A 25,362-nucleotide genomic window follows, 5' to 3' on the forward strand; every position below is an offset into this window, starting at 1 on the left:
TGTCGACGTAAACCTGCCGAAAGTGTCGCAAGCAGACGAAACCCCCAGCGCAACCCGCGAAGGAAGCATTGGGGGTTCGTGGAGCTAGCTAAGCAGCTCCGGCGAAGCTACGTTACGCGTCGCCCTTCTGCATGGTGCCGGTCTCTTCGATGCGGATGTGGAAGTCGAAGGCGTGCTTCAGGTCGTGCGGCGTCTGCTGGTACTTGCACTTGGAGGCGAGCTCCACGTACTCCTCGAGCAGCGGACGGTAGGTCGGGTGGGCGATGGAGATCATCTTTGCCACGCGGTCGCGCGGTGCGAGGCCGCGCAGGTCGGCGACGCCGTACTCGGTGATGAACACCATTGCGTCGTGCTCGGTGTGGTCGACGTGGGACACCATCGGCACGATTGCGGAGATGGCGCCGCCCTTCGCCTCCGACGGGGAGATGAAGGAGGAGATGTAGGCGTTGCGGGTGAAGTCGCCGGAGCCGCCGAGGGCGTTCATCAGGCGGGAGCCGTTGATGTGGGTGGAGTTGGCGTTGCCGTAGATGTCCGCCTCAATCATGCCGTTGGAGGCGATCAGGCCCGTGCGGCGGATAACCTCCGGGTGGTTGGAGATGGACTGCGGGCGCAGGATGATGGACTCGCGGTAGCGGGCAGCCTCGTTGTTCATCTTCTCCGCGTACTCCGGGGAGAGCGAGAAGGAGGTTGCGGAAGCCACGGTCATCTTGCCGGCGTCGATCAGGTCGACCATGCCGTCCTGGATCACCTCGGTGTAGGCCTGGATGTTCTCGAACTTGGAGTCCATCAGGCCCGCCATCACGGCGTTCGGGACGTTGCCGACGCCGGACTGCATGACGTAGCCGTCGTAGGTGAGGCGGCCGAACTTGACCTCGTTCTCGAGGAAGTCGAGGAAGTTGCCGGCGATCTGCTCAGAGATCGCGTCCGGTGCCTTGAACGGGGCGTTGCGGTCCGGGTCGTTGGTCTCGATGACGGCGACGACCTTCTCCGGGTCGATCTCGATGTAGGTGGTGCCGATGCGGTCGCCCGCCTTGGTGATCGGGATCGGGATGCGGTTCGGCAGGGCCGGCACGGTCCAAATGTCGTGCATGCCCTCGAGGTCCTCGGACTGCCAGGAGTTGACCTCGATGATGATCTTCTTCGCGGCGTTGAGGAACTCCACAGAGTTACCGACGGAGGAGGACGGGACGATGTTGCCGTCCTCGGTGATGCGCACGGCCTCGACGATGGCAACATCCAGGTCGCCGAAGAAGCCCTGCTCAACCATCATGCCGGAGTGGGACAGGTGGATGTCTTGGAACTTCATCTGGCCGGCGTTGATGGCGTTGCGCATGGCCGGGTCGGACTGGTACGGCATGCGGTAGCGCAGCGCGCCCGCCTCGGCGAGGACACCGTCGCACTCAGGGGCGGTGGAAGCGCCGGTGAACAGGTCGATGGAGTAGTCCTGGCCCTTCTCGTGGGCGGCCTTCGCCTTCTCGGCGATCGCACCCGGCATGGCCTTCGGGTAGCCGGCGCCGGTGAAGCCGGAGATACCGACCTTGTCGCCGTGCTCGATGAACTCGGCGGCCTCAGCCGCGGTCATCACCTTGTCGCGGAGCTTGGCGCTTGCGATTCGGTCGCTCATTTCAATCCCTCTCTATATAGACGAACGGGTGGAGAACACTTTCCCCACACATTGTGACCTATCTTGCATTCTGAGTTTATTGCTAGCGTCGAAAAGCGTGTGCCTCACCCCCGAAAGTGTGATTGGACTGCGCGCTTCTGGGAGGGAAAGATAGTGCACCATGACGGTTGCAACCCAGGCGCTACGCATCGGCGGGATCGAGCTCGACTCGCCGGTCATTCTCGCGCCCATGGCGGGCGTGACCAACATGCCGTTCCGCGTGCTGTGCCGCGAGATTGAGCAGGAGCTGACCGGCACCGCGTCCGGCCTGTACGTCTGCGAGATGATCACCGCGCGCGCGATGGTCGAGCGCAACGAGAAAACGCTGCACATGACCACCTTCGCCGACATCGAGCGCCCCCGTTCCATGCAGCTTTACACCGTGGACCCGAAGTACACCTACGACGCGGTGCGGATGATCGTCGAGGAAGACATCGCCGACCACATCGACATGAACTTCGGCTGCCCCGTGCCCAAAGTCACGCGCCGCGGCGGCGGTTCCGCGATCCCCTACAAGCGCCGGCTGTACGGCAACATTGTGCGCGCCGCCGTCAGCGCCACCGAGGGTTCCGGCATCCCCGTGACGGTGAAGTTCCGCATCGGGCTCGACGCGGAGCACCACACGCACCTCGACGCCGGGCGGATCGCCGCCGAGGAAGGCGCCGCCGCGGTCGCGCTGCACGCCCGCACCGCCGACCAGCGCTATGCCGGCGTCGCGCACTGGGACGAGATCACGCGCCTTGTCGAGCACATGGACGGCACCGGCCTGCCCGTGATCGGCAACGGCGACATCTTCGCCGCCGACGACGCCGCCCGCATGATGGCGCAAACCGGCTGCCACGGCGTCGAGGTCGGCCGCGGCTGCCTCGGCCGCCCCTGGCTGTTCGCCCAGCTCGGCGCGCAACTGCGCGGCGAAGACGTGCCCGCCGAACCGACGCTCGGCGAGGTCGCGCGCATCATCTACCGCCACGCTGAGCTTCTTTCGCTTCACGACGGCGAGTCCCACGCCTGCCGCGACATCCGCAAACACACCGGCTGGTACCTGCGCGGCTTCCCCGTGGGCGGCGATTTCCGGCGCTCCCTCGCCCAAGTCGAGTCGCTTATGCAGCTGCACGCGCTGCTGGAGCAGATCTGGTCCTCACCGGACCTGGCCGGCGCGGTGGCTGAGCACGCCGACGATGCCCGCGGCCGCCAGGGTTCCCCCTCCAAGGTGGCCCTGCCCGACGGCTGGCTCGACGACCCGGAGGACGACACCGTCCCCGAAGGCGCGGAGATCGAGAACAATGGCGGATAGCACTGCAGGCCGCCCCGGCACGCGGCTGCGCACCGAGTTCCGCGGCGCGCTCGACGCCTACCAGAGCGACATTCTCGAAATGGCCGAGCTCGCCCGCCTGAACCTCGCGAACGCCTCGGCCGCGCTCCTCGACCAGGACCTCGAAGCTGCCGAGGAGGCCCTCACGGGTTCCGATACCGCCGTCGAAGTCCACCGCCGCTGCGAAGACCGCGCCCTTGTCCTCCTCGCCCGCCAAAGCCCGGTGGCCAGCGACCTGCGCCAAGTCCTCGCCTACATCCACATCGAGACAGACCTCGAGCGCATGAGCAACCTGGCCAAGCTCGTGGCCAAGATCTCCCGCCAGCACCACCCCGAACAGGTGCTTCCCGACGACGTAGTCCAGCGCGTCCGCGACATGGCCGGCGCCGCTGAGGAGATGGCCGCCCGCGTTGTCGAGCTCATCGCCTCCGGCGAGCCCGCCTCTGTCGAGCTGGTGACAATGGACGATGTCGTCGATGACTGCGCCCGCGAACTCGCCCGCCTGACCTGCGGCGATTGGCCGCATTCCGTGCGCCAGGCCGTCGAACTCGCGCTGATCTGCCGCTACTACGAGCGCTTCGCCGACCACTGCGTCGCCATCGCCCGCCAGGTGGACTTCATGGTCCACGGCCGCCGCGAACGCTGACAGCTCCAATCTCGCCCGGCCTTTGGAGCTGTCAACGCGTGGAGCTCTCAGCATCAACCCTCTGACCTGCATGTTCTAATTTGACACACGTCCACAACTGCGTTGACAGCTCCAACTGAAGCGGACAGGTGGAGCTCTCAGCGTCTGGGGGCCTGGTTGGGGACCTGCGCACCCCCGCACCAACCCCCACAAACGGCGAACGCCGCCCTCCCCGCGAACGGGGAAGACGGCGAGCGTCGAAAAACGGGAGTGGCTCCCGCCAAAGAACCTTTAGCCGAAGCGACCGGAGATGTAGTCCTCGGTCTCCTTCTGGGACGGGTTCTCGAAGATGGTGGTGGTGTCGTCGAACTCGACGAGGTGGCCCGGCTTGCCGGTTGCCTCGAGGGAGAAGAACGCGGTCTTGTCGGACACACGAGCAGCCTGCTGCATGTTGTGGGTCACGATGACGATGGTGTAGTCGGTCTTCAGCTCGTGGATCAGGTCCTCAACGGCGAGAGTGGAGATCGGGTCGAGAGCGGAGCACGGCTCGTCCATGAGGAGCACCTCAGGACGCACGGCGATCGCGCGAGCGATGCAGAGACGCTGCTGCTGACCACCGGAGAGGCCGCCGCCCGGCTTGTCCAGACGGTCCTTGACCTCGTCCCAGAGGTTGGCGCCGCGGAGGGACTCCTCGGTGATCTCTGCGAGCTTCTTCTTGTCCTTCTCACCCTGCAGGGTCAGGCCGGCAACGACGTTCTCGGCAATGGACATGGTCGGGAACGGGTTTGCCTTCTGGAACACCATGCCGATGGTGTTGCGCACGGCCACCGGGTCAACCTTCGGGCCGTAGATGTTGTGGCCGTCGAGAAGAATGTTGCCCTTCACGGATGCGCCGGGGATGACCTCGTGCATGCGGTTGAGGGTGCGAAGCACGGTGGACTTACCGCAGCCGGACGGGCCGATGAACGCGGTCACGGCCTTGGCCGGGATGTGCATGTTGACGTTCTGCACGGCGTGGAAGTCGCCGTAGTAGATGTTGACGTCGTCGAGAACGAGCTTGGTAGACATCTGGGTTTACTCCTGAATGTGGTGGTACGCGGGTGGGTTACTTCTTGACCGAGAACTTCTTCGCCACGAAGCGGGCGAGCAGGTTCAGGGTGACGACGAGGATGACAAGCGTCAGAGCCGCGCCCCAGAGACGGTCGTTCGCAGGGCCGGAAGCGCCGGCCTTCCACATGTCCAGCATGTACAGCGGGAGGGAGGACTGCGGCTGGTCGAACATGTTGAACCAGTTCAGTGCCGGGGTGGAGCCGACGAGGACCAGCACCGGCGCGGACTCGCCCATCACGCGGGCGATGGCCAGCATGATGCCGGTGACGATGCCGGACAGGGCGGTCGGGAGCACGATGCGTGCAATGGTCTTCCACTTCGGCACGCCGAGTGCGTAGGTGGCCTCGCGCAGGTCCATCGGAACCACGCGGAGCATCTCTTCGGTGTTGCGGACCACAACCGGGATCATGAGCAGGATCAGCGAGAGCGACACGGCGAAGCCGGAACGCTGCTGGCCCAGCATGGTGATCCACAGTGCGTAGACGAACAGGGCGGCAACGATGGACGGCACACCGGAAAGGATGTCCACCATGAAGGTGGTGAGCTTGCCCAGGCGGTTGCCGTTGGAGTACTCCACCAGGTAGATGGCGGTGAAGATACCGACCGGGATCGCGAACAGCGACGCGATGAGGGTTTGCACAAGCGTACCGACGATTGCGTGCGCGGCACCGCCGCCAGCCTTCGTCGCGCGGACGCCGACCATGTCCTGGGTCCACCAGGCCGGGTCGAACACTGCGGACCAGCCGCGGCCGATAACGGTCAGCAGGAGCCACAGCAGCGGGATGAGCGCCAGGATCATGCAGAACCACATCAGGCCGCCCATGAAGGAGTTCATGTTCTTGCGGCCGGAGGAGATGTCGGTGAACGGGTTGTCGCCGCTGCGTTCAGGGGCCGCGGTGGCGGTGGTGGTGGTCGTCGTGGTGGTGGTCACCTTCGACGAGGTTGCGCCGGTGTTGGCGCCATTGTTGGGTACTGCGGTAGACATTTTCTTCCTAGCTCCCCACTACTTGTTGACGATCGCGCGGGCGATCGAGTTAACGATGAAGGTCAGGAGGAACAGCACCAGACCGGCGGCGATGTAGGCACCAGCGGAAATCGGGTTGTTGAACTCGGCGGACGCGTTAGCGATGGCGGTAGCGAAGGTGGTACCACCGTCGAAAAGCGAGCCGCGGTAGCTGTTCGCCGGAGCGACGGCCATGTACAGAGCCATGGTCTCACCAAGTGCGCGGCCGAGGCCGAGCATGGAACCTGCGATGAAGCCGGACATACCGAACGGAATGACGGTCATGCGGATAACTTCCCAGCGGGTTGCGCCGAGTGCCAGGGCGGACTCGATCTGGCCCGGAGGGGTCTGCACGAAGATCTCGCGTGCGGTCGCGGCGATGATCGGGAGGATCATGATGGCGAGCACGATGCCACCGGTCATCATGTTGCGGCCCGTGGAGAACGGCGGGGAGTTCTGGTAGGTGGCGAAGAGGAAGAAGTCGCCTGCCCAGGAGTTCAGCCAGGTGTAGAACTTGCCCAGCAGCGGGCCGAGGACCTGCGCGCCCCAGAGGCCGTACACGATGGACGGCACGGCGGCGAGCATGTCAACCAGGGTGCCCAGCGGGCGAACCAGGTTGGCCGGCGCGTAGTTGGAGAGGAACAGCGCGACGCCGAGTGCAACCGGCATGGCGATGATCAGGGCGATCAGGGAGATCGTCAGCGTGGAGAAGAAGAGGTTCGGGATACCGAACTTCATGGAATCCAGGTTTGCGGTCTGCCACTGGCCGCCGTAGGTGAAGAAGCCGAGGATGCCGCCTTCGTTACGACGCAGCGGCTCAAAAGCCTGGATGAGCAGGAAGATACCAATTGCAGCGACCAGCACGGTGATCAGCGCTGCGGAGATGGTGGACAGCGCCTCAAACACGCGGTCGCCCGGGCGCTTCACGCCGGCACCGGTGTCGTTCGCTGCAGCAGTCTCGCCGGTCACCGGGGTGCCCGTGGTAGCCGGGTCCTGGCCCTTCTCCTTCGGAGTGGCGGTGGAGTGCTGGATTACGGGATCGGACTTCGTCGCGGGACCTGCGCCGCGGTCGTCGTGTTCGGTAGCAGGCAGTTCGTTGTCAGCCATGTTCGCGAATCCTTTGGGATATGGGTTGGATTAAGCAACGGTGACGCAGAACACTGCCTGCATCCCCGCACAGATAGACCCCCCGAAATCGACTATGTGTCAGAGATGGGGGGGTCTATCGGCCGCAGCACCTTACGACAAGGTCAGGTCCCGCGGCCCGAAGTAGCGAGTCTTACTGGATCGCGTTGATGGCCTCGCGCAGGCGGTCTGCGTGAGCACCGGTAACCGGGATGAAGCCAGCGTCAGCCAGCTCATCATCCTGGGAGTCAAGAGCGATGTTCAGGAAGTCGCGCACCTGGTTAGCGGTTGCCTCGTCGTAGCCGGCGGAGCAGACGATCTCGTAGGTGGTCAGAACCAGCGGGTATGCACCGTTGTCGTGGGAAGCGAACAGAGCGGAGGAGTCAACAACCATGTTGTGGCCCTCGGTCTTGAAGGTCAGGTTGTCCAGAGCCTTGCCCACGGACTCCTCGTTCAGCTCAACCGGGCCAGCACCGAAGTCGATGTTTGCCTTCTGGTCAGCGAAGCCAGCCTCGACGTAGGTGATAGCACCCGGGGTAGCGGAAACTTCCTGTGCAACACCGGAGGAACCGTTTGCACCGGTACCAACAGCGTTCGGGAATGCCTTACCGGTGGACTCCCACTTGTCCTGGGAAGCTGCCTTCAGGAACTTCTGGAAGTTGTCGGAGGTACCGGACTCGTCGGAGCGGTAGAAGACGTTGATGTCCTGGTCCGGCAGGGAAGCACCCGGGTTGGACTCGGCGATGGCCGGGTCGTTCCAGTTGGTGATGGTGCCCTGGAAGATGTCGACGATGTTATCGACGGTCAGGTTCAGCTCGTCAACGCCGTCCAGGTTGTAAGCGATTGCAACCGGGCCGATGACGAACGGCAGGTGCCATGCCTCGTTGCCACCGCAACGGTCAGCAGCCTGCTGGACCTCCTCCTCCTTCAGCGGGGAGTCAGAACCAGCGAAGACAGCCTGGTTAGCGATGAAGTTCTTGATGCCGGAGCCGGAGCCAGACGGGGTGTAGGCCAGGGAGGCACCCGGAACCTCGGCTGCGTACACGGAGCCGAAGTAGTCCATAGCGTTCTGCTGGGAGGAAGCGCCCTCAGCAACGAGGGAACCGGTCTGGCCGGAGAGCTCGTAGTCGCCCTTGGCGGCAGCGGTCTCGGTTGCAGCTGCGTCGGTAGCGGTCTCAACCGCGGTCTCGGTTGCAGTGTTGTCTGCAGCGGTGTCGTTGGAGTTGCCGCAGGCAACGAGGGAAGCGGAGGATGCTGCGACGACGCCGATGATTGCGGCGGTGCGCTTGAAGTTGCGGATCACGGGGTACCTTTCCGGTGTTAAGTAGATCAATGCAAAGAGCATCGGTTCCCGAAGGGCTTGAACCACTCCTGCCTTCTGGCAGACGCAGATCAACTCCGATTACTCACAGCCGGTAAAGCTACGGGGCGGTGGTTAACCATCGGTATCTAGGCAAGTTAACAATCAATGAACTCTCAAAATTGGCTGTAAAAGCCCAGCTAGGAGACTTGATTGCGATACACAACATGTGATTCCGCAATTGTGAACCCGATCTCATTGTAGCGTTTCACCGCGGGCTCGTTATCGGCCTCGACATACAGGATGACCTGCGACGATCCACCTTCCACGAGGTGTTTCAGCCCGACCCCCATGAGAGGCCCCCCCATTCCCTCCCCCCGGTAACTCGAAGACAGGCCAACCACATAGACCTCACCAGTCCCGCCCGGGTGCCGCTTCGTCCAGTGGAACCCTGCGAGCACAGGTGCTTGCCGACGCTCGTCATACAGCAACCACACCCCTTCCGGGTCGAACCATTCCGCGGCCATCCCGCGGTGGAGCCGGTCGAGATCCCATCCGCCCTGCTCCGGGTGCCACGAGAACGCGTCGTTGTTCACGTCCAACCACGCCTGCTCCACCTCGTCGCGCCCGAAACGCTCGCACGCTTCCGTGTAGTTCAACGCGGCGAACCCCTCCGGCAGCTCAACCGGACCGGCCTCCAGCGCGTCCGCGTCGATGGCCATCACCAGCAGCTCGCGGGTCTTTTCCATGCCCCGTGCAGCCGCCAGACCCTGGGCCGCCTCGAGGTCGCCGTGGGCCCAGAAGGCCTTGCTCGAAGGATCGTCGATACGCGCAATGAGCCCCGACGCAACGCCCTGCCTGCGGAAATCCGGGTGGACGGCAAGCTCCACTCCCCCGTCCGGCGCACAGGACGCGACGCCGATGAGGTGCTCGCCCTCGTGCGCGACGAGGTGGGTGTGCTCGCGGGCGGGGTCGTCGAGCGCGGCGAGGAACTGCTCGGAGAAGGCGGCGATACCGTCGTGGGCCTCGACCTCGTCGAGCAGGGCCTGTGCGCCTGCCACCGGCGCGGATGTGCGTGCAATCTCGGCTGTCATGCCCCAAGGCTACGCTGGGACGCATGTCTGACAACGAAATCACCACCAAAGACACCCTCGACGGCAGCGCGGCCGTGAACCTCGCCGCGGAGCAGTCGAAGCGCACCGCGCACCGCAATATCCCGGGCCTCGGCTTCGAGGACTTCCCGCTGGAGGATGACACGGCGAACCTCCGCCAGGGCCCCAGCCTGCACGACGGGCTGCTGGCGCTGCTGCCGCTCGTCGGCGTGTGGCAGGGCACCGGCCAGGCGGATGACCACGGCGAGCAGTACAGCTTCGGCCAGCAGCTGGTCATCTCCCACGACGGCGAGAACTACCTGCGCTTCGAGTCCCGCATCTGGCGTCTCGACGACGAAGGCGGCGCCGCCGGCGCCGACCAGCGCGAGGTGGGCTTCTGGCGCATCTCCGAGAAGGACGAGATTGAGGTGACGCTGACCAGCTCCCGCGGCCTCGTGGAGGTGCTTTACGGCCAGCCGGTCAACGAGCGCGCGTGGCGCATCGAGAGCGCCAGCACCATCGCCACCGAAACCGGCCCCGCCGACCACGGCCCGGGCCGCCGCCTGTACGGCCTGATGCCGAACAACAACCTCGGCTGGGTGGACGAGCGCGTGGTCGACGGCGGGCTCGTGCCGTACATGTCCGCCGAGCTCGAGCGCGTCGCGGGCTAGGGCGCCAACGCACCCTGCCGGGTAGGGCGCGTCAGCGCCCTACCGCCGCGGCGATGAGCTCGCGGATCTCCGCCTCGTTGTCCGGCACCGGCAGCTTCTTGTCGTTCAGCCTGGTCACGCGCGCGCAGATGCGCGTGGAGCTGACCAGCCACACCGACTCCGCCTTGTACAGCTCGCCCAGGTAGATGTCCTTGGCCTTGCATTTCCAGCCGCGCTCGGAGGCGTAGTCGAATAGCGCCGCCTGCGTGGTGCCGGGCAGGATGCCGGGCCCAGGCGCGGGGGTGCGCAGGCGCTGGTCTTTCTTCACCATGACCACGCTGCTGGTCGCACCCTCGAGCACACGCTCTCCGTCGTCTGTGGGCTCCGTATAGATAACGTCGTCGTAGCCCTGCGAGCGCGCCCATCGCAGCGCCGCCATGCTCGCCGCGTAGTTCAACGTCTTCGCCTCGACGGCCATCCACGGCACGTCGGCAGCCACGCTGAGGCCCCTCGGTGTGGTCACCACGGCGACACCCTCCTCGCGCTGGCGCAGCACGTCGTCGGCAACCGGGCGCACGGTGAGCCACGCGGTGGGCACGCCCGTGGTCTCGCGGCCGCGGGTCATGGTCCACATGCATTTTGCTTCGGGGGCGAGGGAAGGATCGTCGTCAAGCATGCGCTCCCTGCAGTAATCCGCGACGGCCTCCTCGGTGGCCTTGACCCATTGCTGCGCGTCCGGCTCGGGCAGCGCGAGCGCGGCAGCGGAGCGGGTGAAGCGCGCGAGGTGCTTGTCCAGGTTCAGCGCGCGCCCGCCGCGGACCAGGATTGTCTCGAAGACGCCGTCGCCGCGGGTGACGGCCGCGTCATCCCAAAACACGTGCGGCATGTTGGGGTTTTGCCTGCGTATCGGCCCGCCGAACGGCTCCACGAGGTAGATCACGGGTTCAGGGGGAAGCAGCGATTGACCCATAACCCGCCATTATGCCCCTATGATCGGGCCGCGTGACGTACCGCTCTGCATTGTTGGACTTCCCCGGCGCCGCCGCGTCCGAAGGCGCCTCGCTTCTCGACGCCGCCGGCGTCCCCCTCCACTACGGCGACCCCCTCGGCGAGCAGCGCCGCCTCGCCGAGCGCCCCGGGCTTGTCGACCGCTCCCAGCGCACCGTGATCACCGTCGCCGGGCCGGACGCGCCGGTATTCCTCAACAACCTGCTCTCGCAGAAGCTCGACGACGCCTCCCCCGGCTTCGCCGGCGCCGCGCTCGACCTGGACATGCAGGGCCACGTGCTGCACCACGCCGACATGCTTTACGACGGCACCACCTTCCACCTCGACGTTCCCGCCGCCCAAGGCCCCTCGCTCCTCGACTACCTGCGCCGCATGATCTTCTGGTCCGACGTCACGGTCGACGAGGCGGACCTCGCCATCGTCACCCTCCTCGGCCCCGCCGGCTTCGCGCAGCGCATCCCCGGGGCGCTGTGGGAGCGCGAGGTGCCGTGGCTGCAGGGCTTTTCGCGTATCGACGTCTGTCTTCCCCGCCCCGAACTTCCCGCCGCCGCCCGCGCGTGGACCGACGCCGGCGGCGACCTCACCGGCCTTTTGGCGTACACCGCCCAGCGCGTGCGCGCCGGCGAGCCGGAACTGCGCGCGGACCTGGACGAGAAGTCCATTGCGCACGAGGTGCCGCGGTTCATCACCCGCGGCGGCGATGCCGGCGGTGCTGGCGCCAGCGCTGCAGAAGGCGCCGGCGCCTGGCCGGGCGCCGTCCACCTGCACAAAGGCTGCTACCGCGGCCAGGAAACCGTCGCGCGCGTGGAGAACCTCGGCCGCTCCCCCCGCCTCCTCGTCATGCTGCAGCTCGACGGCTCCTCCCCCACCGAGCCCGAGCCGGGCACCGTGATCACCGCGAACGGCCGCAAGGTAGGCCGCCTCGGCACCGTGATCCACGACGCCGACGAGGGCCCCATCGCCCTCGCCCTGGTCAAGCGCTCCGCCCTCCCCGACACTCCCCTAGATATCGACGGCACCGCCGCCTCCGTCGACCCCGCGTCCCTCCCGGTTTTCGAAGGCGAGAAGGCGGGTAAGGCAGCCGTCGAAAAGCTCAAGCGAGGTCTGGGGCCAGCGTAAAACGCGCAGCATACAGGGCGGAAGGGAATTTTTTGGGGGTATTGGCTATGATGTCACGCAGGACAATACTTTCGAATAGAAGAGGCCGCCTGTTCTAGGCCGCCCGAACCACCTCAAGGGGGTCACGCCATGGGTCGCGGACGCGCCAAAGCAAAGCAGACCAAGGTCGCTCGCCAGCTCAAGTACAACTCTCCCGAAATGGACCTCGACTCCCTGCAGCGTGAGCTCGCGGGTCAGGCACCGGCGAACAGCTGGGACGAGGATGACGAGGTGGACCAGTACGGCGACTACGCTGACTACGCCGATTGGGACGACGACGCTGATGATTTCGGCGGCAACGCCGCGGCAGCTCGCTAGCCTGTAGCGCGGCGTGGTCCGCGCGTTCTGCACAGCACCCTTCGGGGTGCTTTTTGCTTGCCGACGTTCTCTTCCCCGCCCCGCTTTCGCTGACAGCTCCATTTTCATATGCAAGTTGGAGCTGTCAACGTCGTCGTGGACAGGCGTCGATTTGAAACCCGCAGGTCAGAGAGGTGACGCTGAGAGCTCCAATCGCTGACAGCTCCAACGATCGGCACACATTGGAGCTGTCAGCGCAAAGCAAGCACGCAAGCAGCGCTAGTACTGCGGGTGCGTGCCAGTGAGCACGGCACGCGCGCCGCCGTCGGCCTCGCCGGCCGCGCGGACCTCGCCGAGCACCCAGCTGTCGATGTGGCGGGCGGCCAGGATGGCCAGCGCGCGGTCACGGTCGGCGGCGGAGACGATGGCCACCATGCCGACGCCCATGTTGAAGGTCTTCTCCATCTCCTCATCCGGCACCTGTCCGATGGATTTGATGGTGCGGAAGATCTGGCCCGGCGTCCAGGTCGCGCGGTGCATCTCGGCGACGAGGCCTTCGGGGATCACGCGCTCCATGTTGCCGGCCAGGCCGCCGCCGGTGACGTGGCAGAAGGTGCGGACGTCGCACTCCGCGGCCAGCTCGAGGCAGTCGAGGGCGTAGATGCGGGTCGGCTCGAGGAGTTCCTCACCGAGGGTGCGGCCGAGCTCCTCAATGTGGCCGTCGAGCGGCAGGCCGGCGCGCTCGAGCAGCACGTGGCGGGCCAGCGAGTAGCCGTTGGAGTGCAGGCCGGAAGAGGCCATGCCAATGATCACGTCGCCCTCGCGGACGCGGTGGGGGCCGAGCAGCTCGTCGGCCTCAACGACACCGACGGCGGTGGCGGAGACGTCGTACTCATCCGGGTCCATCACGCCGGGGTGCTCGGCGGTCTCGCCGCCGAGCAGCGCGCAACCGGCCTGGACGCAACCCTCGGCGATGCCGGCGACGATCTCGGCGACCTTCTCCGGCACGACCTTGCCGATGGCAATGTAGTCCTGCAGGAACAGCGGCTCGGCGCCGCAGACCACCAGGTCGTCGACGCACATGGCCACCAGGTCGATGCCGATGGTGTCGTGTTTATCCATCGCCTGGGCGACGGCGAGCTTGGTGCCTACGCCGTCGGAACCCGCAGCGAGCAGCGGCTCCTTGTACTTGCCCAGCGCGAAGAGGCCGGCGAAGCCGCCGAGGCCGCCGCGGACTTCGGGGCGGGTGGCGCGCTTGGCGTGCGGCGCGAACAGCTCGACGGCCTTGTCGCCGGCCTCGATGGAGACACCGGCGGCCTCGTAGGACACCGGGTTTCCGGCAGGGTTTTCACTCATGATTCACCTCTCTGGATGCGGCGGACAAGGTCGGCATTGGGGTTGCCCTCGGGCAGACCCAGCGGGTAGTGGCCGGTGAAGCACGCGGCGCACAGGTCGGTTGGGGCATGCTTGGAGGCCGCAACCATGTCGTCGATAGGCACGAAAGCGAGCGAATCCGCGCCGATCATTGTGCGGATGGATTCGGCGATCTCCGCGTCGGAGCCGCCGCGGCCGTGGTTGGCGATGAGCTCGCCGGGGCTGGCGAAGTCGATGCCGTAGAAGCACGGCCACTTCACCGGCGGCGACGCGATGCGCACGTGCACCTCGCCCGCGCCGGCTTCGCGCAGCATGCGGATCAGTTTGCGCTGGGTGTTGCCGCGCACGATGGAATCGTCCACAACCACGAGCGACTTGCCCTCAATCACCTGGCGGACCGGGTTCAGCTTCAGGCGCAGGCCCAGCTGGCGCAGCGTATCCGACGGCTGGATGAACGTGCGGCCCACGTACGCGTTCTTCATCAGGCCCTGCTTGAACGGGATCCCGGACTCGGCCGCGTAGCCGATCGCCGCCGGCGTGCCGCTCTCCGGCACCGGCATCACCAGATCCGCGTCCACCGGGAGCACACGCGCTAACCGACGCCCGATATCAATCCTCGCCGAGTTCACCGTCTGCCCGTCGATCACCGAATCCGGACGCGCGACGTAGACGTACTCGAACACGCAGTGCGCGCGGGTCTCCTCGGCGAAACGTTCCGAGTGCACGCCCGACGCGTCCACCCAGATCATCTCGCCCGGGTCCACGTCGCGCACGAACGAGGCACCGACGATATCCAGCGCCGCCGTCTCCGAGGCGATCACCCAGCCGCCGTCGAGACGCCCGAGCGAAAGCGGGCGCACACCGTGCGGGTCGCGCGCGGCGAAGAGCGTGTGCCCGTCGGTGATCATGAAACAGAAGGCGCCTTTGATGCGTGGGAGGAGTTCCCGGCAGGCGTCGAGAAGCGTGCGCTCGTCCCGGATCAGATCCGCAAGCAGCGCGGACACAACGGCGGTGTCGGAGGAGGAGCCCTGCCCCTTCACGCCGGCGGCCGGGATGAGCTTCTTCGCAATCGCCTCCTGCTGCAACTCCATGTAGTTGATCAGGTTGCCGTTGTGGGCCAGCGCCACGTCCGTGCCGTTCGGCGACGTGCGGAACATCGGCTGCACGTTCTCCCACGAATTGCCGCCGGCCGTGGAGTAGCGCGTGTGGCCGATCGCCACATCACCCTGCAGCGCGTCGAGCACCGACTCATCAAACACTTGGCTGACCAGGCCGGTGTCTTTGAACACCACGATATTTTCGTGATCGCCCACCGCAATGCCCGCGCCTTCCTGGCCGCGGTGCTGCAGGGCGAAAAGACCGAAATAGGTCAGCTTGGACACGTCTTCCTGTGGAGCCCACACGCCGAACACGCCGCATTCCTCGCGGGGTTCATCGGCACGCGTGGCATCGAAACCGGTCTGCACAGCCGTCATCTTACAGCCTCACCACCGGCAGCCCGCGGGCAACCTCAGCCGCACGCGACCCCGACGCATCCACCCTGCCCGCGGACAGCTCAGCCTCGAACGTGCTCACACCCGTCGCCAGCTTGAGCCACGTCTCCGGGTCCATCTCCACCACATTCGGCGGCGTGCCGCGCGTGTGCCGCGGCCCCTCCACGCACTGCACCGCCACAAACGGGGGCACACGCAGCTCCACCGCGTGCCCGGGGAGCTCCTCCGCAAGCGTCCGCGCTGTCGCCCGCACCGCCGCGGCCAGCTGGCTCCGACTTGGCTTGCCGACGTTCGATTGCAGCCACCCCGCAACCTCATCCACCGCACGCTTCGTTTCCGCGGGATCCAGCTTCTTTGCCATGCGGCCCATATTAGGGTTATGCCCATGCCGAACACGCCCGTCGCCGCAACGAAGTCCCCCTCCATCACGCTGCGCTTCATGGCCGCGCCTAACGACGTCCTCTTCGCCGGCGCCCAAGGCGTTTCCGGCGGCCGCGTGCTGGAGTGGATTGATAAAGCCGCCTACGCGTGCGCCGCGCAATGGTCCGGCACGTACTGCGTCACCGCGTACGTGGGCCACATCCACTTCACCCGGCCCATTCCCTCCGGGCACATCGTGGAGGTGCGCTCCCGCATCGCCATGACCGGGCGCTCCTCAATGCACATCGTCAACGAGGTGTTGAGCGCCGACCCACGCCAGGGCGTGTTCACCCGCGCCTGCGACTGCCTGGTCATCTTCGTGGCCAAGGACGCTGTCACCGGCCGCCCCACTCCGGTGCCGGAGTTCGTGCCTTCCGACGACGAAGAGCGACGCGTCGCCGAAGCCGCACTCTCCCGCATCGACCTGCGCAAAGCCATCGAAGCCGAGATGAGCGAGCAGAGCTACACCGACGATTCCACCGCGCCCATTTTGGTGAACCGCTTCCTTGCGAAGCCGACGGACGTGAACTGGGGCGGCAACGTCCACGGCGGCACCGCCATGGAGTGGATCGACGAGGCCGGCGTGGCCTGCACGATGGAGTGGACCGGCGAGCGCACCGTAGCCGTCTACGCCGGCGGTATCCGCTTCTACCAGCCGATTCACATCGGCGATTTGATTGAGGTTGAGGCGCGGTTGACCCGCACCGATTCCCGCTCGCTGCACACTTCCATTCACGTGCGCTCCGGCGATCCGCGCGGCGGGCGCGACAGCCTCACCGACGCGATCCACGCCTCCGTAACGTACATCGGCATCGATGTCGACGGCAATCCCCTGCCCGCCCGCAAGTTCACCCCGGTGACTGAGGAAGACAAGCGGCTCTGGGAGCACACCCAGACCCTGAAAGATCTACGCGCCGAGTACGAGCCGGTCCCGCTCGTCCGCGTCCCCGGTGCCGCCCAGCGCCGAGATTAGTTCGCCGCCGGTGCGCGCGCGAGGTGCGGGTGCGCGCGCGAGGAGCTCGCTCCCTGTCTCGCCTCGGGGAGCGTGTTTCTTTTTTTGAAATGCGCCATACTTTGGATTTCCGTGACATATGTGCGCGCCGCACACATTGATCTCGGAAATCACACAATTAGCGCATTAAGGAAAAGACAAAGTCCTCCCCCGCTCGGCGGCGGGAAAGGACTTTTTCGCATTGCGCGGGGCGCTTGGCGCAGGGCGCTTCGCGCAGGGCGCTCGGCGGGCTACGCGCAGCGAACTACACTGCGGCGTTCGGCGCGGTTGCGTGGCCGAAGTGCTGCGGCAGGGTCGCTGCCCAGGCGCCGGCGAGCTCGGAGACTGGGATCTCGAAGCCCGCGGCGGCCTCGACGCCAGCGCCCGCGACGCGGATCACGCCGTCGTTGGTCGTCGTGCCGATCACGGTGGCCGGAACGCCGGCATCGGCGGCGCGCTGGACGGCAGCGTCGGCGCGGTCGCCGGTCACGGCGATGAGCACGCGGGACGCAGACTCAGAGAACAGCGCGGTGAACACGTCCTCGTTGACGCCGGAAAGATCCAGTTCAGCGCCCTTGTCGGAACCAAGCAGCATCTCGAAGACAGCCTGAGAGAGGCCGCCCTCGGAGAGGTCGTGAGCGGCGACGATGGCGCGAGCGCCAGCATCCGCGCCAGCATCCGCGCCTGCGGAGAGCAGGTACTCGGCGAGGCGCTCCTCGTTAGCCAGATCCACCTGCGGCGGCAGGCCGGCCAGGCCCTGACCGGAGATGTCCTGCCACACGGAACCGCCGAACTCGTCGCGGGTCTCTCCGAGCAACACGAGGGTGAGCGGCTCCTCCACAGCGGCCGGGATGGCGTGCGGCACGGCCTCGGCCACGTCCTCGATGACGCCGAGGACGCCGACAACAGGCGTCGGCAAGATTGGGGTCTCGCCGGTCTGGTTGTAGAAGGACACGTTGCCGCCGGAGACGGGGATGGTGAGTTCGAGTGCGCCGTCGGCAAGCCCGTGCACGGCCTCGCGGAACTGCCACATCACGGCGGGGTTCTCCGGGGAGCCGAAGTTGAGGCAGTTGGTGACGGCGACGGGGCGTGCGCCGGTGACGGCAACGTTGCGGTACGCCTCCGCGAGCGCCAGGCGGGTGCCCATGTTCGGGTCGAGGTAGGTGTAGCGGCCGGAGGAGTCGGCGGAGACGGCGACGCCGCGGCGGGATTCCTCGTTGATGCGCAGCACGCCGGAGTTGGCGTACTTGGCCTGGACGGTGTTGCCGCGCACGTAGCGGTCGTACTGCTCGGTGATGAAGTCGCGGGAGCACAGCGCCGGCGAGGCGACCATGCGCAGCCAGGTGCCGCGCAGGTCGTCGGACTTCTCCACGCCGCCGTCGGCACCCGCGGACTGCACGTCGTCAAGCCAAGCCGGGCGCGCGAAGGGGCGCTCGTAGACGGGACCTTCGTCGATAGTCGAAGGCGGCGCGTCGAGGACCAGCTCGCCGTTGCGGTAGACGGCGAGGCGGTCGCGCTCGTCGGTGACCTCGCCGATCACGGCGGCGCCGACGTCCCACTTCGCGCAGATCTCCATGAAGCGGTCGACGTTCTCCGGCGCGACCACGGCGCACATGCGCTCCTGGGATTCGGACGCGAGGATCTCCGCCGCGGACATGTTCTCGGCGCGCAGCGGGACGGCGTCGAGGTCAACGCGCATGCCGCCGTCGCCGGCAGCAGCGAGCTCGGAGGTCGCGCAGGCGAGGCCGCCGCCGCCGAGGTCCTGGATGCCCACCACGACACCGGCGTGGTAGAGCTCGAGGCAGCACTCAATGAGCACCTTCTCGGCGAACGGGTCGCCGACCTGCACGGCCGGCAGCTTGCGCTCCTCGCCCTCCTCGAAGGTGGCGGAGCCGAGCACGGACACGCCGCCGATGCCGTCGAGGCCCGTGCGGGAGCCGAAGAGGATCACCTTGTTGCCGGTACCGGAGGCGAACGCGAGGTGCAGGTCCTCGACCTTCAGCGTGCCCACGCACAGCGCGTTGACCAGCGGGTTACCCGCGTACGCCGGGTCGAAGACGGTCTCGCCACCGATGTTCGGCAGGCCCAGGCAGTTGCCGTAGCCGCCGATGCCGTGCACCACGCCCGGCAGGACGCGCTTGGTGTCGTCGGTGTCGATCGCGCCGAAGCGCAGCTGGTCCATCACGGCAATCGGGCGCGCGCCCATGGCCATGATGTCGCGCACAATGCCGCCGACGCCGGTGGCCGCGCCCTGGTACGGCTCGACGAACGACGGGTGGTTGTGGCTCTCCACGCGGAACGTCACGGCGTCGCCGCCGCCGATGTCCACCACGCCGGCGTTCTCGCCGATGCCGGCGAGGAGCTTGGAGGCCATCTCCTCCGTCATCGTCTGTCCGAAGTAGCGCAGGTGCACCTTGGAGGACTTGTAGGAGCAGTGCTCGGACCACATCACGGAGTAGACGGTCAGCTCCGCGTCCGTCGGGCGGCGGCCCAGGATGTCCTTGATCTTCTGGTACTCGTCGTCCTTCAGGCCCAGCTCGGCGTACGGCTGCGCGAGGTCCGGGTTTGCAGTCGCCTTCTCGACGGTATCGTTCACCACAGTCATGGAATTGATCACGCTCCGATCTTGGAAATCGCGTCGATCGCGGAATGGAACAGGCCCAGACCGTCCTCAGACGGGCCGGTGAGCAGCTCAATCGCGTGCTCCGGGTGCGGCATGAGGCCGACAACGCGGCCGGTCTCGTTGGTCACGCCAGCGATGGCGTTGACGGAGCCGTTGAAGTTGTCGGTGTAACGGAACACCACGCGGCCTTCCTTCTCCAGCGCCTCGACGGTCTCCGGGGTGGCCTGGAAACGACCCTCGCCGTGCTTGGCCGGGATGTAGATGTGCTGACCAGCGTCGAAACGCGAAGTCCAGGCCGTGTCAGCGTTGGCCACCTCGAGGAACGTGTCCACGCAGTGGAAGTTGAGGCCCTGGTTGCGGGTGAGTGCGCCCGGCAGCAGGCCGGCTTCGGTGAGGATTTGGAAGCCGTTGCAGATGCCCAGCACCGGCATGCCGCCCTTGGCAGCTTCGATCACGGCGCCCATCATCGGGGCCTGCGCCGCGATCGCGCCGGAGCGCAGGTAGTCGCCGTAGGAGAAGCCGCCGGGGACCACGACAGCGTCCACACCGTCGAGGTCCGAGTCCGCGTGCCACAGCTCGCGCGGGGTCGCGCCGGCGAGACGGACGGCACGCAGCGCGTCCACGTCATCCAGCGTGCCCGGGAACGTAATTACGCCGATGGTTGCGCTCATCGCACAACCTCGAAATCCTCGATCACGGTGTTGGTGAGCAGCGTCTCAGCCATGCGGCGCAGGTCCTCGTCCGTGACGGAATCATCCACCTCGATCTCGAACCGCTTGCCCTGGCGCACATCCTGCACACCCTCGATGCCGATCCGCCCCAGCGCGCGCTGCACCGCCTGGCCCTGCGGATCCAGAATTTCAGCCTTGGGCATGACATTAACCACGACTCGTGCCATGAGAATCCTTCGTGTTTGAGAAGTAGAGGTGGAGGTCGACGTTCAGTATATCGGACCGCGCAATTTGGGCGTGAGCTGCGGGTTTGGGGGTGACGGGTGCGGGCGAGGGCTTTGCTTTACGACGGTGGGGGTTGGGCATCGTCTTGAATGGCGAACGTGGTCGCCGGTGTGGACGCAGTAGCGAAGGTGAATCCAAAGTTAATTCTTGGAGAAGCCTGGCACCGCCGCAAGCTTTTGCACAGATTCGTGCCTACCTTGGCGGGTGCATCACCCTTCTTCCCATCTAGTTCCCGAGGTAGGTTTTACATGTCCATGAACTCGTTCCGTGCGCTAAGCACGACCTTTGTGATTGCCCTTGCGGCTGGCACTGTGGCGGTAGCTCCGTCAGCACAGGCCAAACCAGACGGCTCGGACCTTGTGATTCAGGAAATTCACGCTGGCGGCGGGCAATACGGCAGCAGCGAGGGCATTTTCTGGTCTACGTTCCAACACGACTACGTCGTGCTGTACAATCCAACCGACCTGCCGATCAGCATTGATGGATGGTCACTTCGAGGCCAGCTGCCCTATCAGGATTACACCACACTCGAGGAAAACCTCATCCGCCTGGAAGGCACTATCGAGCCGAAGAGCAATTTCATCGTGCGAGCGGGCACCTATCGCTCCGGTAACTATGACAAGTCGAAGGTCTTCGATGATGGCTATGCCGACCAAGAATACGACGGAAACAGGTTCGAATTGGATTACCGTGAAGGCCGGCTTATTGTAGCGGACCCGGAGGACAAAATCATTGACTCCGTGACTTGGGGCGCTACTCAGAGCCCCTTGAACAAGCTAATGGAGGGCACCCCTATCTCGGTAGGGAAAGATGTGCGCGCAAACCAGATTATGCGCCGCGCCGTCTTGGGTGATGACACTAATGACAACGCTAAAGATTTCGAGCTGCTTTCGGTAGACGCAAAAGATGCCGAACTGCCGGTTAAAATCCGCGGCGGTGTAGTGAACGGAACCTATCCCCCCGCCGATGCATCCAAGTACACGCCTGGGGCTGCCGAGGACAAGAAAGTTCAGCAAGGTGACAGCCTGGAGCCGGAGGGTCTGATTGCAAACGTCGATGAGCTCCCCAGCGGCACTACCTTTGAGTTTGAATCGACCCCAAGCACCTCTAATGTTGGCAATTTCGAAACGACTGTTGTGGTCACGTACCCAGACGGGACTAAAGACTTCGTGGAGGTTCCATACGAGGTAACTGAGAAGCCCGCCGATCAGACTGGTACCCCGGGTCCGCAAGGCGAGCAGGGTCCGCAAGGCGAGCAGGGTCCGCAAGGCGAGCAGGGTCCGCAAGGCGAGCAGGGTCCGCAAGGCGAGCAGGGTCCGCAAGGCGAGCAGGGTCCGCAAGGCGAGCGGGGTCCGCAAGGCGAGCAGGGCACCCGAGGCGAAAAGGGCGACAAGGGTGACACCGGTGCCAAGGGCGAGGATGGCGTTGGCGTAAAGGAGTTCACGGTTAACGACGAAGGTGAACTCGTGGTCACCCTGACCAATGGCACCATTCAGAAACTGGGCAAGGTCAAAGGCACCGACGGTAAGGACGGAGCCCAGGGTCCGAAGGGCGACACCGGCGCTCCTGGCAAGGACGGTAAAGACGGCCGTAACGGCTCGAACGGCTCCGGTTCCCAGGGCCCTAAGGGTGACAAGGGCGACACCGGTGCCGCAGGCAAGGACGGCCGCGACGGCAAGGATGGTGTCGTCAACATCACCAAGCTGGAGTTCAACGGTAAGGACGAGCTTGTAGCTACATTCGCCGATGGCACCACACAGAACTTCGGCAAGATCGCTCGAAGCAACAATTCCAAGGTCTCCAAGCTCACCGCCGAAGAGCAGGAGCGCTGCACCGCTGCAGCACTCGGCTGGGGCCTGCCGCTGCTCGCGCTCATCCCGATCGGCATCCTCGCCGGCACCGGTCTCGACATGGGCAACCAGATGTCCAGCCAGCTCGGCGACATCAACGCTGATATCCAGAAGCAGTTCAACGCGTTCGTCCCGGCGCTCGCACTGCCGATGGCAGCACTCGACGAGCAGCTCCGTGAATTCGGCACGAACTCGGCGCAGCTCCTCGGCGGCCTGGCGGCACTGGTCTACGGCATCAACGCCGCAGCCCACATCGCCACGGTGTGCACCCCGGGCGGCGGTTCTTCCTCCCGCTAGGTAGTAACCGAGCGTCGTGAAGCATGAGCCCCGCCTTCGGGCGGGGTTTCTGCTTTCCAGCGCCACGAATTGAAAGCCGTTTTCGTTAGTGGTTAAATTGCGTGTATGAAAATGGTTTTCGGTAAGCCGCTGGCCGCGTGCGCGGCGGCGATGCTCGCGGCTGCGTCGCTCGCGGCCTGCTCCAGTGAATCCGCGACGACGACGGGCGCGACGCAGGAGACGTCGGCAAGCGGTGCGGAGTCCGTGATCGCGACGACGAACGTGTGGGCCGACGTGGCGGCGGCGGTGCTGGGTGAAGATGTGGAATCGATTATCAGCGACGAGTCCATCGACCCGCACCACTTCGAGCCGGCCGCGAAGGATCTCGCGCGCGTGCGGGAGGCGGGCACGGTGGTGGCCAACGGCGGCCACTACGACGCAGCGATCTACACCGTCGCCGAGCAGGACCGGATCATTTTCGCGGTGCCGCCGGCGACGGGCGAGCACGACCACAGCCACGCCCACATCCCCGACTCCCTCGACGAGCTGGAGCACGTCTGGTTCTCCCCCGCCAAGGTGAAGGAAGTGGCGAAGCAGGTTGAGCAGCGCGTCGGCGGTTCGGCGGCGGACGTCGTCAAGCGGATGGACGCAATCGAGGAGCGCCTCGCCAGCTTCCACCACGTGCACCTCGCCATGACGGAGCCGATCGCCGCGCCGCTGATCTGGGGCACCGAGCTGCACGACATCACTCCGGAGGCCTACCTCCAGGCGACCCTCGACGAGTCCGAGCCGTCCGTGAACGCGGTCGCCGAGATGCTCGAGCTCGTCGAGAGCGGCATCCTCGACTTCCTCGTGGTCAACCCGCAGAGCACCAACAACGCCACGGAGCGCCTCGCGCAGGCGGCGCGCGACCACAACGTCCCAATCGTCGAGATGCGCGAGACCCCGCCGGCCGGCATGCACTTCCTCGACTACTTCGAGCAGGTCGTGGATGAGATCGCCGCGATCGTCGAGAAGGCGGAGCCGCACTCGCACGCTGAGTTGCCGCACGCGACTCACTAAACTCCCCTTTCGTGATCCTCCACTTCGATGACGCCGCCGTCGCCCCCCTCTGGTCCGGCCTCAACCTGACCGTGGCGCGCGGCGAATTCATCGCCGTCCTAGGGCCGAACGGCGTCGGCAAATCGACGCTCCTGGGCACCATCCTGGGCACGCGCCGCCTCACCGCGGGCACCGTGCGCACCGACGCCCGCATCGGACTCATCCCCCAACAGCGCATGTTCCCGCGCGACCTCCCCATGCGCGGCCGCGACCTCGTCTCCCTCGCGATGGCGCCGGGTGCGTTGCGACGCGCCCCGAAAGCGAACGTCGAAAAGCACCTCGCCCAGGTCGGCGCCCTGCACTTCGCGGACCAGCGCGTGGGGCTCTTGTCCGGCGGGCAGCAGCAGCTCATCCGCCAGGCACAGGCGTTTGCGCAGGAGCCGGAGCTTTTGCTTGCCGACGAACCGTTGCTCTCCCTCGATCCCGCCCGCCAACGCGACACCGTTGCGCGCCTGGCGGGGTCCGGGGCGGCCGTTATGTGCGTCACGCACTCGATAAATCCGCTGCTCGGAGTGGTCGATCGGGTGCTGTACATCGGACCGGAGGGGCACGTCGTCGGCCCTGTTGCCGAGGTCATGCGTTCCGACGTCTTGAGCGACCTCTACGGCACCCGCGTCGACGTCGTTGAGGTCGACGGCCGGATGGTGGTGCTGTGATGTCGTCTTGGTGGTCGTCTTGGTGGGCTGACACCTCGTATTTGCTCAGCGTCGATTTCGTGCAGACCACGCTGGTGTGCTGCGCGCTGCTGGGCGTGCTGTCCGGCGTAATGGCGCCGCTGATCGTGCTGCGCCAGATGTCGTTTTCCGTGCACGCCACCTCCGAGCTCGCACTGATGGGCGCCTCCGCCGCGCTGCTGTTCGGCCTGAACGTCGGTTTCGGCGCTGTCGCCGGTGCCGTCGTCGCCGCGTTGGTGCTGGCGGCGCTTGGTTTTCGGGGCCAGCAGGACAGCGCCGTCGGCGTCGTGATGAGCTTCGGCATGGGCCTCTCCGTGCTGTTCATCCACCTCTACCCGGGCAACTCCAACCGCGCGTTGGCGCTGCTCACCGGCCAAATCGTCGGTGTGTCCGCCCAGAACGTGTGGCTCCTCGCCTTGACGACGCTCTTCGTTTGCGCCGTCGTCCTCGTGTTCTGGCGACCCCTCATTTTCGCCTCCTCCGACCCCGAGATGGCCGCCGCCTGCGGCGTCCCCGTCCGGTCGATGTCGCTGCTGTTCGCCGTGTTGGTTGGTGTGGCGTCGGCGCAGTCGGTGCAGATCGTCGGTGCGTTGCTGGTGATGTCCCTGCTGATCACTCCAGGCGCCGCCGCCGCGTGCGTGACCGCCAACCCCGTCCGCGCCGTCTGGTTGTCAGTCGTGTTTGCCGAGGTCGCCGCCGTGGGCGGCATGGTGTTGTCGCTGGCCCCCGGCATCCCCGTCTCCGTCTTCGTCGCCTTCATCTCTTTCGGGATCTACTTGGTGTGCCGGGCGGTTGCCGCCGTGCGCGGGCGGAGGATCCGGGTGGGTTCCCGCACCGACGCCACGGCTGTCGCCGCGCCGACCAATCCCGCGGTCTAAACCCCCAGGTCCCGGGCCCGCGTTCCGATCCTCCAGATCGATCCTCTGTTGCCGAGCCTCCCGAGACGATCCAGTCGCATTAATTCATTGAAATCGGCTGCATATAACCCTCTGGATCGTGGCGAGCGGCTCGGGAAGTGAGGCTCGCAAAAGAGGATCAAAAGAGAGGATCGGAACAGAGGATCGGAACGCAGCGGCCTGACCTCGGCCTACAAGATGGGAGCCTCAGCCTGGGAGCCTCAAACTGGTAACCCCTATCTGGTTGCCCGCATCTGGGAGCTGTTCGCATCCTCGGAGGGTCGGGCCGGACCGCGACCAGGACTAACTCCCATCTAGAAACACCCACGCTCCCAAAGTGGGGTTACCAGATAGAGGTTCCAAAAC

The 25,362-nt window shown here is 65.8% G+C and carries 23 protein-coding genes; 10 read left to right on the forward strand and 13 right to left on the reverse strand.

All coding sequences use genetic code 11. From position 1 onward, the window contains the following. Window positions 1-112: 112 nt before the first annotated feature. On the reverse strand, window positions 113-1,624 hold the full coding sequence (gene scpC / locus M5J20_RS09455) for a succinyl-CoA:acetate CoA-transferase ScpC (protein ID WP_253578977.1): 1,512 nt from the start codon (window positions 1,622-1,624) through the stop codon (window positions 113-115). Between the two features lie 160 nt (window positions 1,625-1,784). Between scpC and dusB the strand changes: the two genes are divergently transcribed. Beyond that, window positions 1,785-2,957 carry a tRNA dihydrouridine synthase DusB gene (gene dusB, locus M5J20_RS09460; protein WP_253578979.1) on the forward strand — a complete coding sequence of 391 codons (1,173 nt, stop codon included), beginning with the start codon at window positions 1,785-1,787 and terminating at the stop codon, window positions 2,955-2,957. Beyond that, the gene (gene phoU, locus M5J20_RS09465; RefSeq protein ID WP_253578981.1) at window positions 2,947-3,621 is read left to right on the forward strand and encodes a phosphate signaling complex protein PhoU; all 675 of its coding nucleotides are present in this window, start codon (window positions 2,947-2,949) and stop codon (window positions 3,619-3,621) included. Before dusB ends, phoU begins: the two co-directional genes overlap by 11 nt. A 270-nt stretch (window positions 3,622-3,891) precedes the next feature. Here phoU and pstB read toward each other — a convergent pair whose 3' ends face one another. From pstB to mshD, 5 genes are all read right to left on the reverse strand, one after another. After that, entirely contained in the window at window positions 3,892-4,668 is a 777-nt protein-coding gene (gene pstB / locus M5J20_RS09470) for a phosphate ABC transporter ATP-binding protein PstB (RefSeq protein ID WP_253578983.1), read from the reverse strand. Window positions 4,669-4,705: 37 nt separating this feature from the next. Further along, window positions 4,706-5,545, reverse strand: a complete 840-nt coding sequence (gene pstA, locus M5J20_RS09475) for a phosphate ABC transporter permease PstA (RefSeq protein WP_253579049.1) — start codon at window positions 5,543-5,545, stop codon at window positions 4,706-4,708. 168 nt (window positions 5,546-5,713) lie between these two features. Further along, window positions 5,714-6,820, reverse strand: coding sequence for a phosphate ABC transporter permease subunit PstC (pstC, locus tag M5J20_RS09480; protein ID WP_253578985.1), 1,107 nt, complete (start codon window positions 6,818-6,820; stop codon window positions 5,714-5,716). A gap of 172 nt (window positions 6,821-6,992) precedes the next feature. Next, a complete protein-coding gene (gene pstS, locus M5J20_RS09485; RefSeq protein WP_253578987.1) occupies window positions 6,993-8,183 on the reverse strand; it encodes a phosphate ABC transporter substrate-binding protein PstS in 1,191 nt (396 codons plus the stop codon). A gap of 155 nt (window positions 8,184-8,338) precedes the next feature. After that, a complete protein-coding gene (mshD, locus tag M5J20_RS09490; protein ID WP_253578989.1) occupies window positions 8,339-9,232 on the reverse strand; it encodes a mycothiol synthase in 894 nt (297 codons plus the stop codon). A gap of 23 nt (window positions 9,233-9,255) precedes the next feature. Between mshD and M5J20_RS09495 the strand changes: the two genes are divergently transcribed. Next, window positions 9,256-9,900, forward strand: coding sequence for a heme-binding beta-barrel domain-containing protein (locus M5J20_RS09495; protein WP_253578991.1), 645 nt, complete (start codon window positions 9,256-9,258; stop codon window positions 9,898-9,900). A 31-nt stretch (window positions 9,901-9,931) separates the two neighbouring features. On the opposite strand, the gene M5J20_RS09500 is transcribed toward M5J20_RS09495, so the two are convergent. Next, window positions 9,932-10,849 (reverse strand): aminodeoxychorismate lyase, encoded by a 918-nt coding sequence (locus M5J20_RS09500; protein WP_253578993.1) that lies wholly within the window; start codon window positions 10,847-10,849, stop codon window positions 9,932-9,934. 32 nt (window positions 10,850-10,881) lie between these two features. On the opposite strand from M5J20_RS09500, the gene ygfZ reads away from it, so the two are divergent. Both ygfZ and M5J20_RS09510 read left to right on the forward strand, forming a co-directional pair. After that, window positions 10,882-12,006, forward strand: coding sequence for a CAF17-like 4Fe-4S cluster assembly/insertion protein YgfZ (ygfZ, locus tag M5J20_RS09505; RefSeq protein ID WP_253578995.1), 1,125 nt, complete (start codon window positions 10,882-10,884; stop codon window positions 12,004-12,006). A 129-nt stretch (window positions 12,007-12,135) separates the two neighbouring features. Beyond that, window positions 12,136-12,363 (forward strand): DUF3073 domain-containing protein, encoded by a 228-nt coding sequence (locus M5J20_RS09510; RefSeq protein ID WP_253578998.1) that lies wholly within the window; start codon window positions 12,136-12,138, stop codon window positions 12,361-12,363. A 258-nt stretch (window positions 12,364-12,621) separates the two neighbouring features. Here M5J20_RS09510 and purM read toward each other — a convergent pair whose 3' ends face one another. Genes purM through M5J20_RS09525 form a run of 3 tightly spaced genes read right to left on the reverse strand, consistent with a single transcriptional unit; the run spans window position 12,622 to window position 15,570 of the window. Continuing rightward, window positions 12,622-13,698: a phosphoribosylformylglycinamidine cyclo-ligase gene (gene purM, locus M5J20_RS09515; protein WP_253579000.1), complete on the reverse strand. Its 1,077-nt coding sequence runs from the start codon at window positions 13,696-13,698 to the stop codon at window positions 12,622-12,624. Further along, entirely contained in the window at window positions 13,695-15,191 is a 1,497-nt protein-coding gene (gene purF / locus M5J20_RS09520) for an amidophosphoribosyltransferase (protein ID WP_253579002.1), read from the reverse strand. The genes purM and purF overlap by 4 nt, the downstream gene beginning before the upstream one ends. A gap of 1 nt (window position 15,192) precedes the next feature. Beyond that, window positions 15,193-15,570: a sterol carrier family protein gene (locus M5J20_RS09525; protein ID WP_253579004.1), complete on the reverse strand. Its 378-nt coding sequence runs from the start codon at window positions 15,568-15,570 to the stop codon at window positions 15,193-15,195. Between the two features lie 24 nt (window positions 15,571-15,594). Between M5J20_RS09525 and M5J20_RS09530 the strand changes: the two genes are divergently transcribed. After that, window positions 15,595-16,602 carry an acyl-CoA thioesterase gene (locus M5J20_RS09530; protein ID WP_253579006.1) on the forward strand — a complete coding sequence of 336 codons (1,008 nt, stop codon included), beginning with the start codon at window positions 15,595-15,597 and terminating at the stop codon, window positions 16,600-16,602. 283 nt (window positions 16,603-16,885) lie between these two features. Here the strand turns inward: M5J20_RS09530 and purL are convergent, their stop codons facing one another. The 3 genes from purL to purS are packed head-to-tail and all read right to left on the reverse strand — an operon-like array spanning window position 16,886 to window position 20,141. Continuing rightward, window positions 16,886-19,225: a phosphoribosylformylglycinamidine synthase subunit PurL gene (gene purL / locus M5J20_RS09535; RefSeq protein ID WP_253579008.1), complete on the reverse strand. Its 2,340-nt coding sequence runs from the start codon at window positions 19,223-19,225 to the stop codon at window positions 16,886-16,888. A gap of 8 nt (window positions 19,226-19,233) precedes the next feature. Continuing rightward, entirely contained in the window at window positions 19,234-19,914 is a 681-nt protein-coding gene (gene purQ, locus M5J20_RS09540; protein WP_253579010.1) for a phosphoribosylformylglycinamidine synthase subunit PurQ, read from the reverse strand. Next, a complete protein-coding gene (gene purS / locus M5J20_RS09545) occupies window positions 19,911-20,141 on the reverse strand; it encodes a phosphoribosylformylglycinamidine synthase subunit PurS (RefSeq protein ID WP_253579012.1) in 231 nt (76 codons plus the stop codon). The genes purQ and purS overlap by 4 nt, the downstream gene beginning before the upstream one ends. 312 nt (window positions 20,142-20,453) lie before the next feature. Here purS and M5J20_RS09550 point away from each other — a divergent pair, with 312 nt between their 5' ends. From M5J20_RS09550 to M5J20_RS09565, 4 genes are all read left to right on the forward strand, one after another. Further along, on the forward strand, window positions 20,454-22,346 hold the full coding sequence (locus tag M5J20_RS09550; protein ID WP_253579014.1) for a Rib/alpha-like domain-containing protein: 1,893 nt from the start codon (window positions 20,454-20,456) through the stop codon (window positions 22,344-22,346). Window positions 22,347-22,451: 105 nt separating this feature from the next. Continuing rightward, entirely contained in the window at window positions 22,452-23,387 is a 936-nt protein-coding gene (locus M5J20_RS09555; RefSeq protein ID WP_253579016.1) for a metal ABC transporter solute-binding protein, Zn/Mn family, read from the forward strand. A gap of 11 nt (window positions 23,388-23,398) precedes the next feature. Continuing rightward, window positions 23,399-24,082 (forward strand): metal ABC transporter ATP-binding protein, encoded by a 684-nt coding sequence (locus tag M5J20_RS09560; protein WP_253579018.1) that lies wholly within the window; start codon window positions 23,399-23,401, stop codon window positions 24,080-24,082. Next, window positions 24,082-24,978 (forward strand): metal ABC transporter permease, encoded by an 897-nt coding sequence (locus M5J20_RS09565; RefSeq protein ID WP_253579020.1) that lies wholly within the window; start codon window positions 24,082-24,084, stop codon window positions 24,976-24,978. Before M5J20_RS09560 ends, M5J20_RS09565 begins: the two co-directional genes overlap by 1 nt. Window positions 24,979-25,362: the final 384 nt, after the last annotated feature.

Source organism: Corynebacterium stercoris, assembly GCF_024160105.1.
Taxonomy (GTDB): domain Bacteria; phylum Actinomycetota; class Actinomycetes; order Mycobacteriales; family Mycobacteriaceae; genus Corynebacterium; species Corynebacterium stercoris.

What these genes read in the sequence shown, in the direction of transcription:
- M5J20_RS09555 (WP_253579016.1), top strand. Translation starts at nt 22,452, where the DNA reads ATGAAAATGGTTTTCGGTAAGCCGCTGGCCGCGTGCGCGGCGGCGATG.
- phoU (WP_253578981.1), top strand. Translation starts at nt 2,947, where the DNA reads ATGGCGGATAGCACTGCAGGCCGCCCCGGCACGCGGCTGCGCACCGAG.
- M5J20_RS09530 (WP_253579006.1), top strand. Translation starts at nt 15,595, where the DNA reads ATGCCGAACACGCCCGTCGCCGCAACGAAGTCCCCCTCCATCACGCTG.
- dusB (WP_253578979.1), top strand. Translation starts at nt 1,785, where the DNA reads ATGACGGTTGCAACCCAGGCGCTACGCATCGGCGGGATCGAGCTCGAC.
- M5J20_RS09565 (WP_253579020.1), top strand. Translation starts at nt 24,082, where the DNA reads ATGTCGTCTTGGTGGTCGTCTTGGTGGGCTGACACCTCGTATTTGCTC.
- M5J20_RS09495 (WP_253578991.1), top strand. Translation starts at nt 9,256, where the DNA reads ATGTCTGACAACGAAATCACCACCAAAGACACCCTCGACGGCAGCGCG.
- purL (WP_253579008.1), bottom strand. Translation starts at nt 19,225, where the DNA reads ATGACTGTGGTGAACGATACCGTCGAGAAGGCGACTGCAAACCCGGAC.
- purS (WP_253579012.1), bottom strand. Translation starts at nt 20,141, where the DNA reads ATGGCACGAGTCGTGGTTAATGTCATGCCCAAGGCTGAAATTCTGGAT.
- M5J20_RS09500 (WP_253578993.1), bottom strand. Translation starts at nt 10,849, where the DNA reads ATGGGTCAATCGCTGCTTCCCCCTGAACCCGTGATCTACCTCGTGGAG.
- purQ (WP_253579010.1), bottom strand. Translation starts at nt 19,914, where the DNA reads ATGAGCGCAACCATCGGCGTAATTACGTTCCCGGGCACGCTGGATGAC.
- purM (WP_253579000.1), bottom strand. Translation starts at nt 13,698, where the DNA reads ATGAGTGAAAACCCTGCCGGAAACCCGGTGTCCTACGAGGCCGCCGGT.
- pstC (WP_253578985.1), bottom strand. Translation starts at nt 6,820, where the DNA reads ATGGCTGACAACGAACTGCCTGCTACCGAACACGACGACCGCGGCGCA.
- scpC (WP_253578977.1), bottom strand. Translation starts at nt 1,624, where the DNA reads ATGAGCGACCGAATCGCAAGCGCCAAGCTCCGCGACAAGGTGATGACC.
- pstA (WP_253579049.1), bottom strand. Translation starts at nt 5,545, where the DNA reads ATGAACTCCTTCATGGGCGGCCTGATGTGGTTCTGCATGATCCTGGCG.
- mshD (WP_253578989.1), bottom strand. Translation starts at nt 9,232, where the DNA reads ATGACAGCCGAGATTGCACGCACATCCGCGCCGGTGGCAGGCGCACAG.
- pstB (WP_253578983.1), bottom strand. Translation starts at nt 4,668, where the DNA reads ATGTCTACCAAGCTCGTTCTCGACGACGTCAACATCTACTACGGCGAC.
- pstS (WP_253578987.1), bottom strand. Translation starts at nt 8,183, where the DNA reads ATGCTCTTTGCATTGATCTACTTAACACCGGAAAGGTACCCCGTGATC.
- purF (WP_253579002.1), bottom strand. Translation starts at nt 15,191, where the DNA reads ATGACGGCTGTGCAGACCGGTTTCGATGCCACGCGTGCCGATGAACCC.
- M5J20_RS09525 (WP_253579004.1), bottom strand. Translation starts at nt 15,570, where the DNA reads ATGGCAAAGAAGCTGGATCCCGCGGAAACGAAGCGTGCGGTGGATGAG.
- M5J20_RS09510 (WP_253578998.1), top strand. Translation starts at nt 12,136, where the DNA reads ATGGGTCGCGGACGCGCCAAAGCAAAGCAGACCAAGGTCGCTCGCCAG.
- M5J20_RS09550 (WP_253579014.1), top strand. Translation starts at nt 20,454, where the DNA reads ATGAACTCGTTCCGTGCGCTAAGCACGACCTTTGTGATTGCCCTTGCG.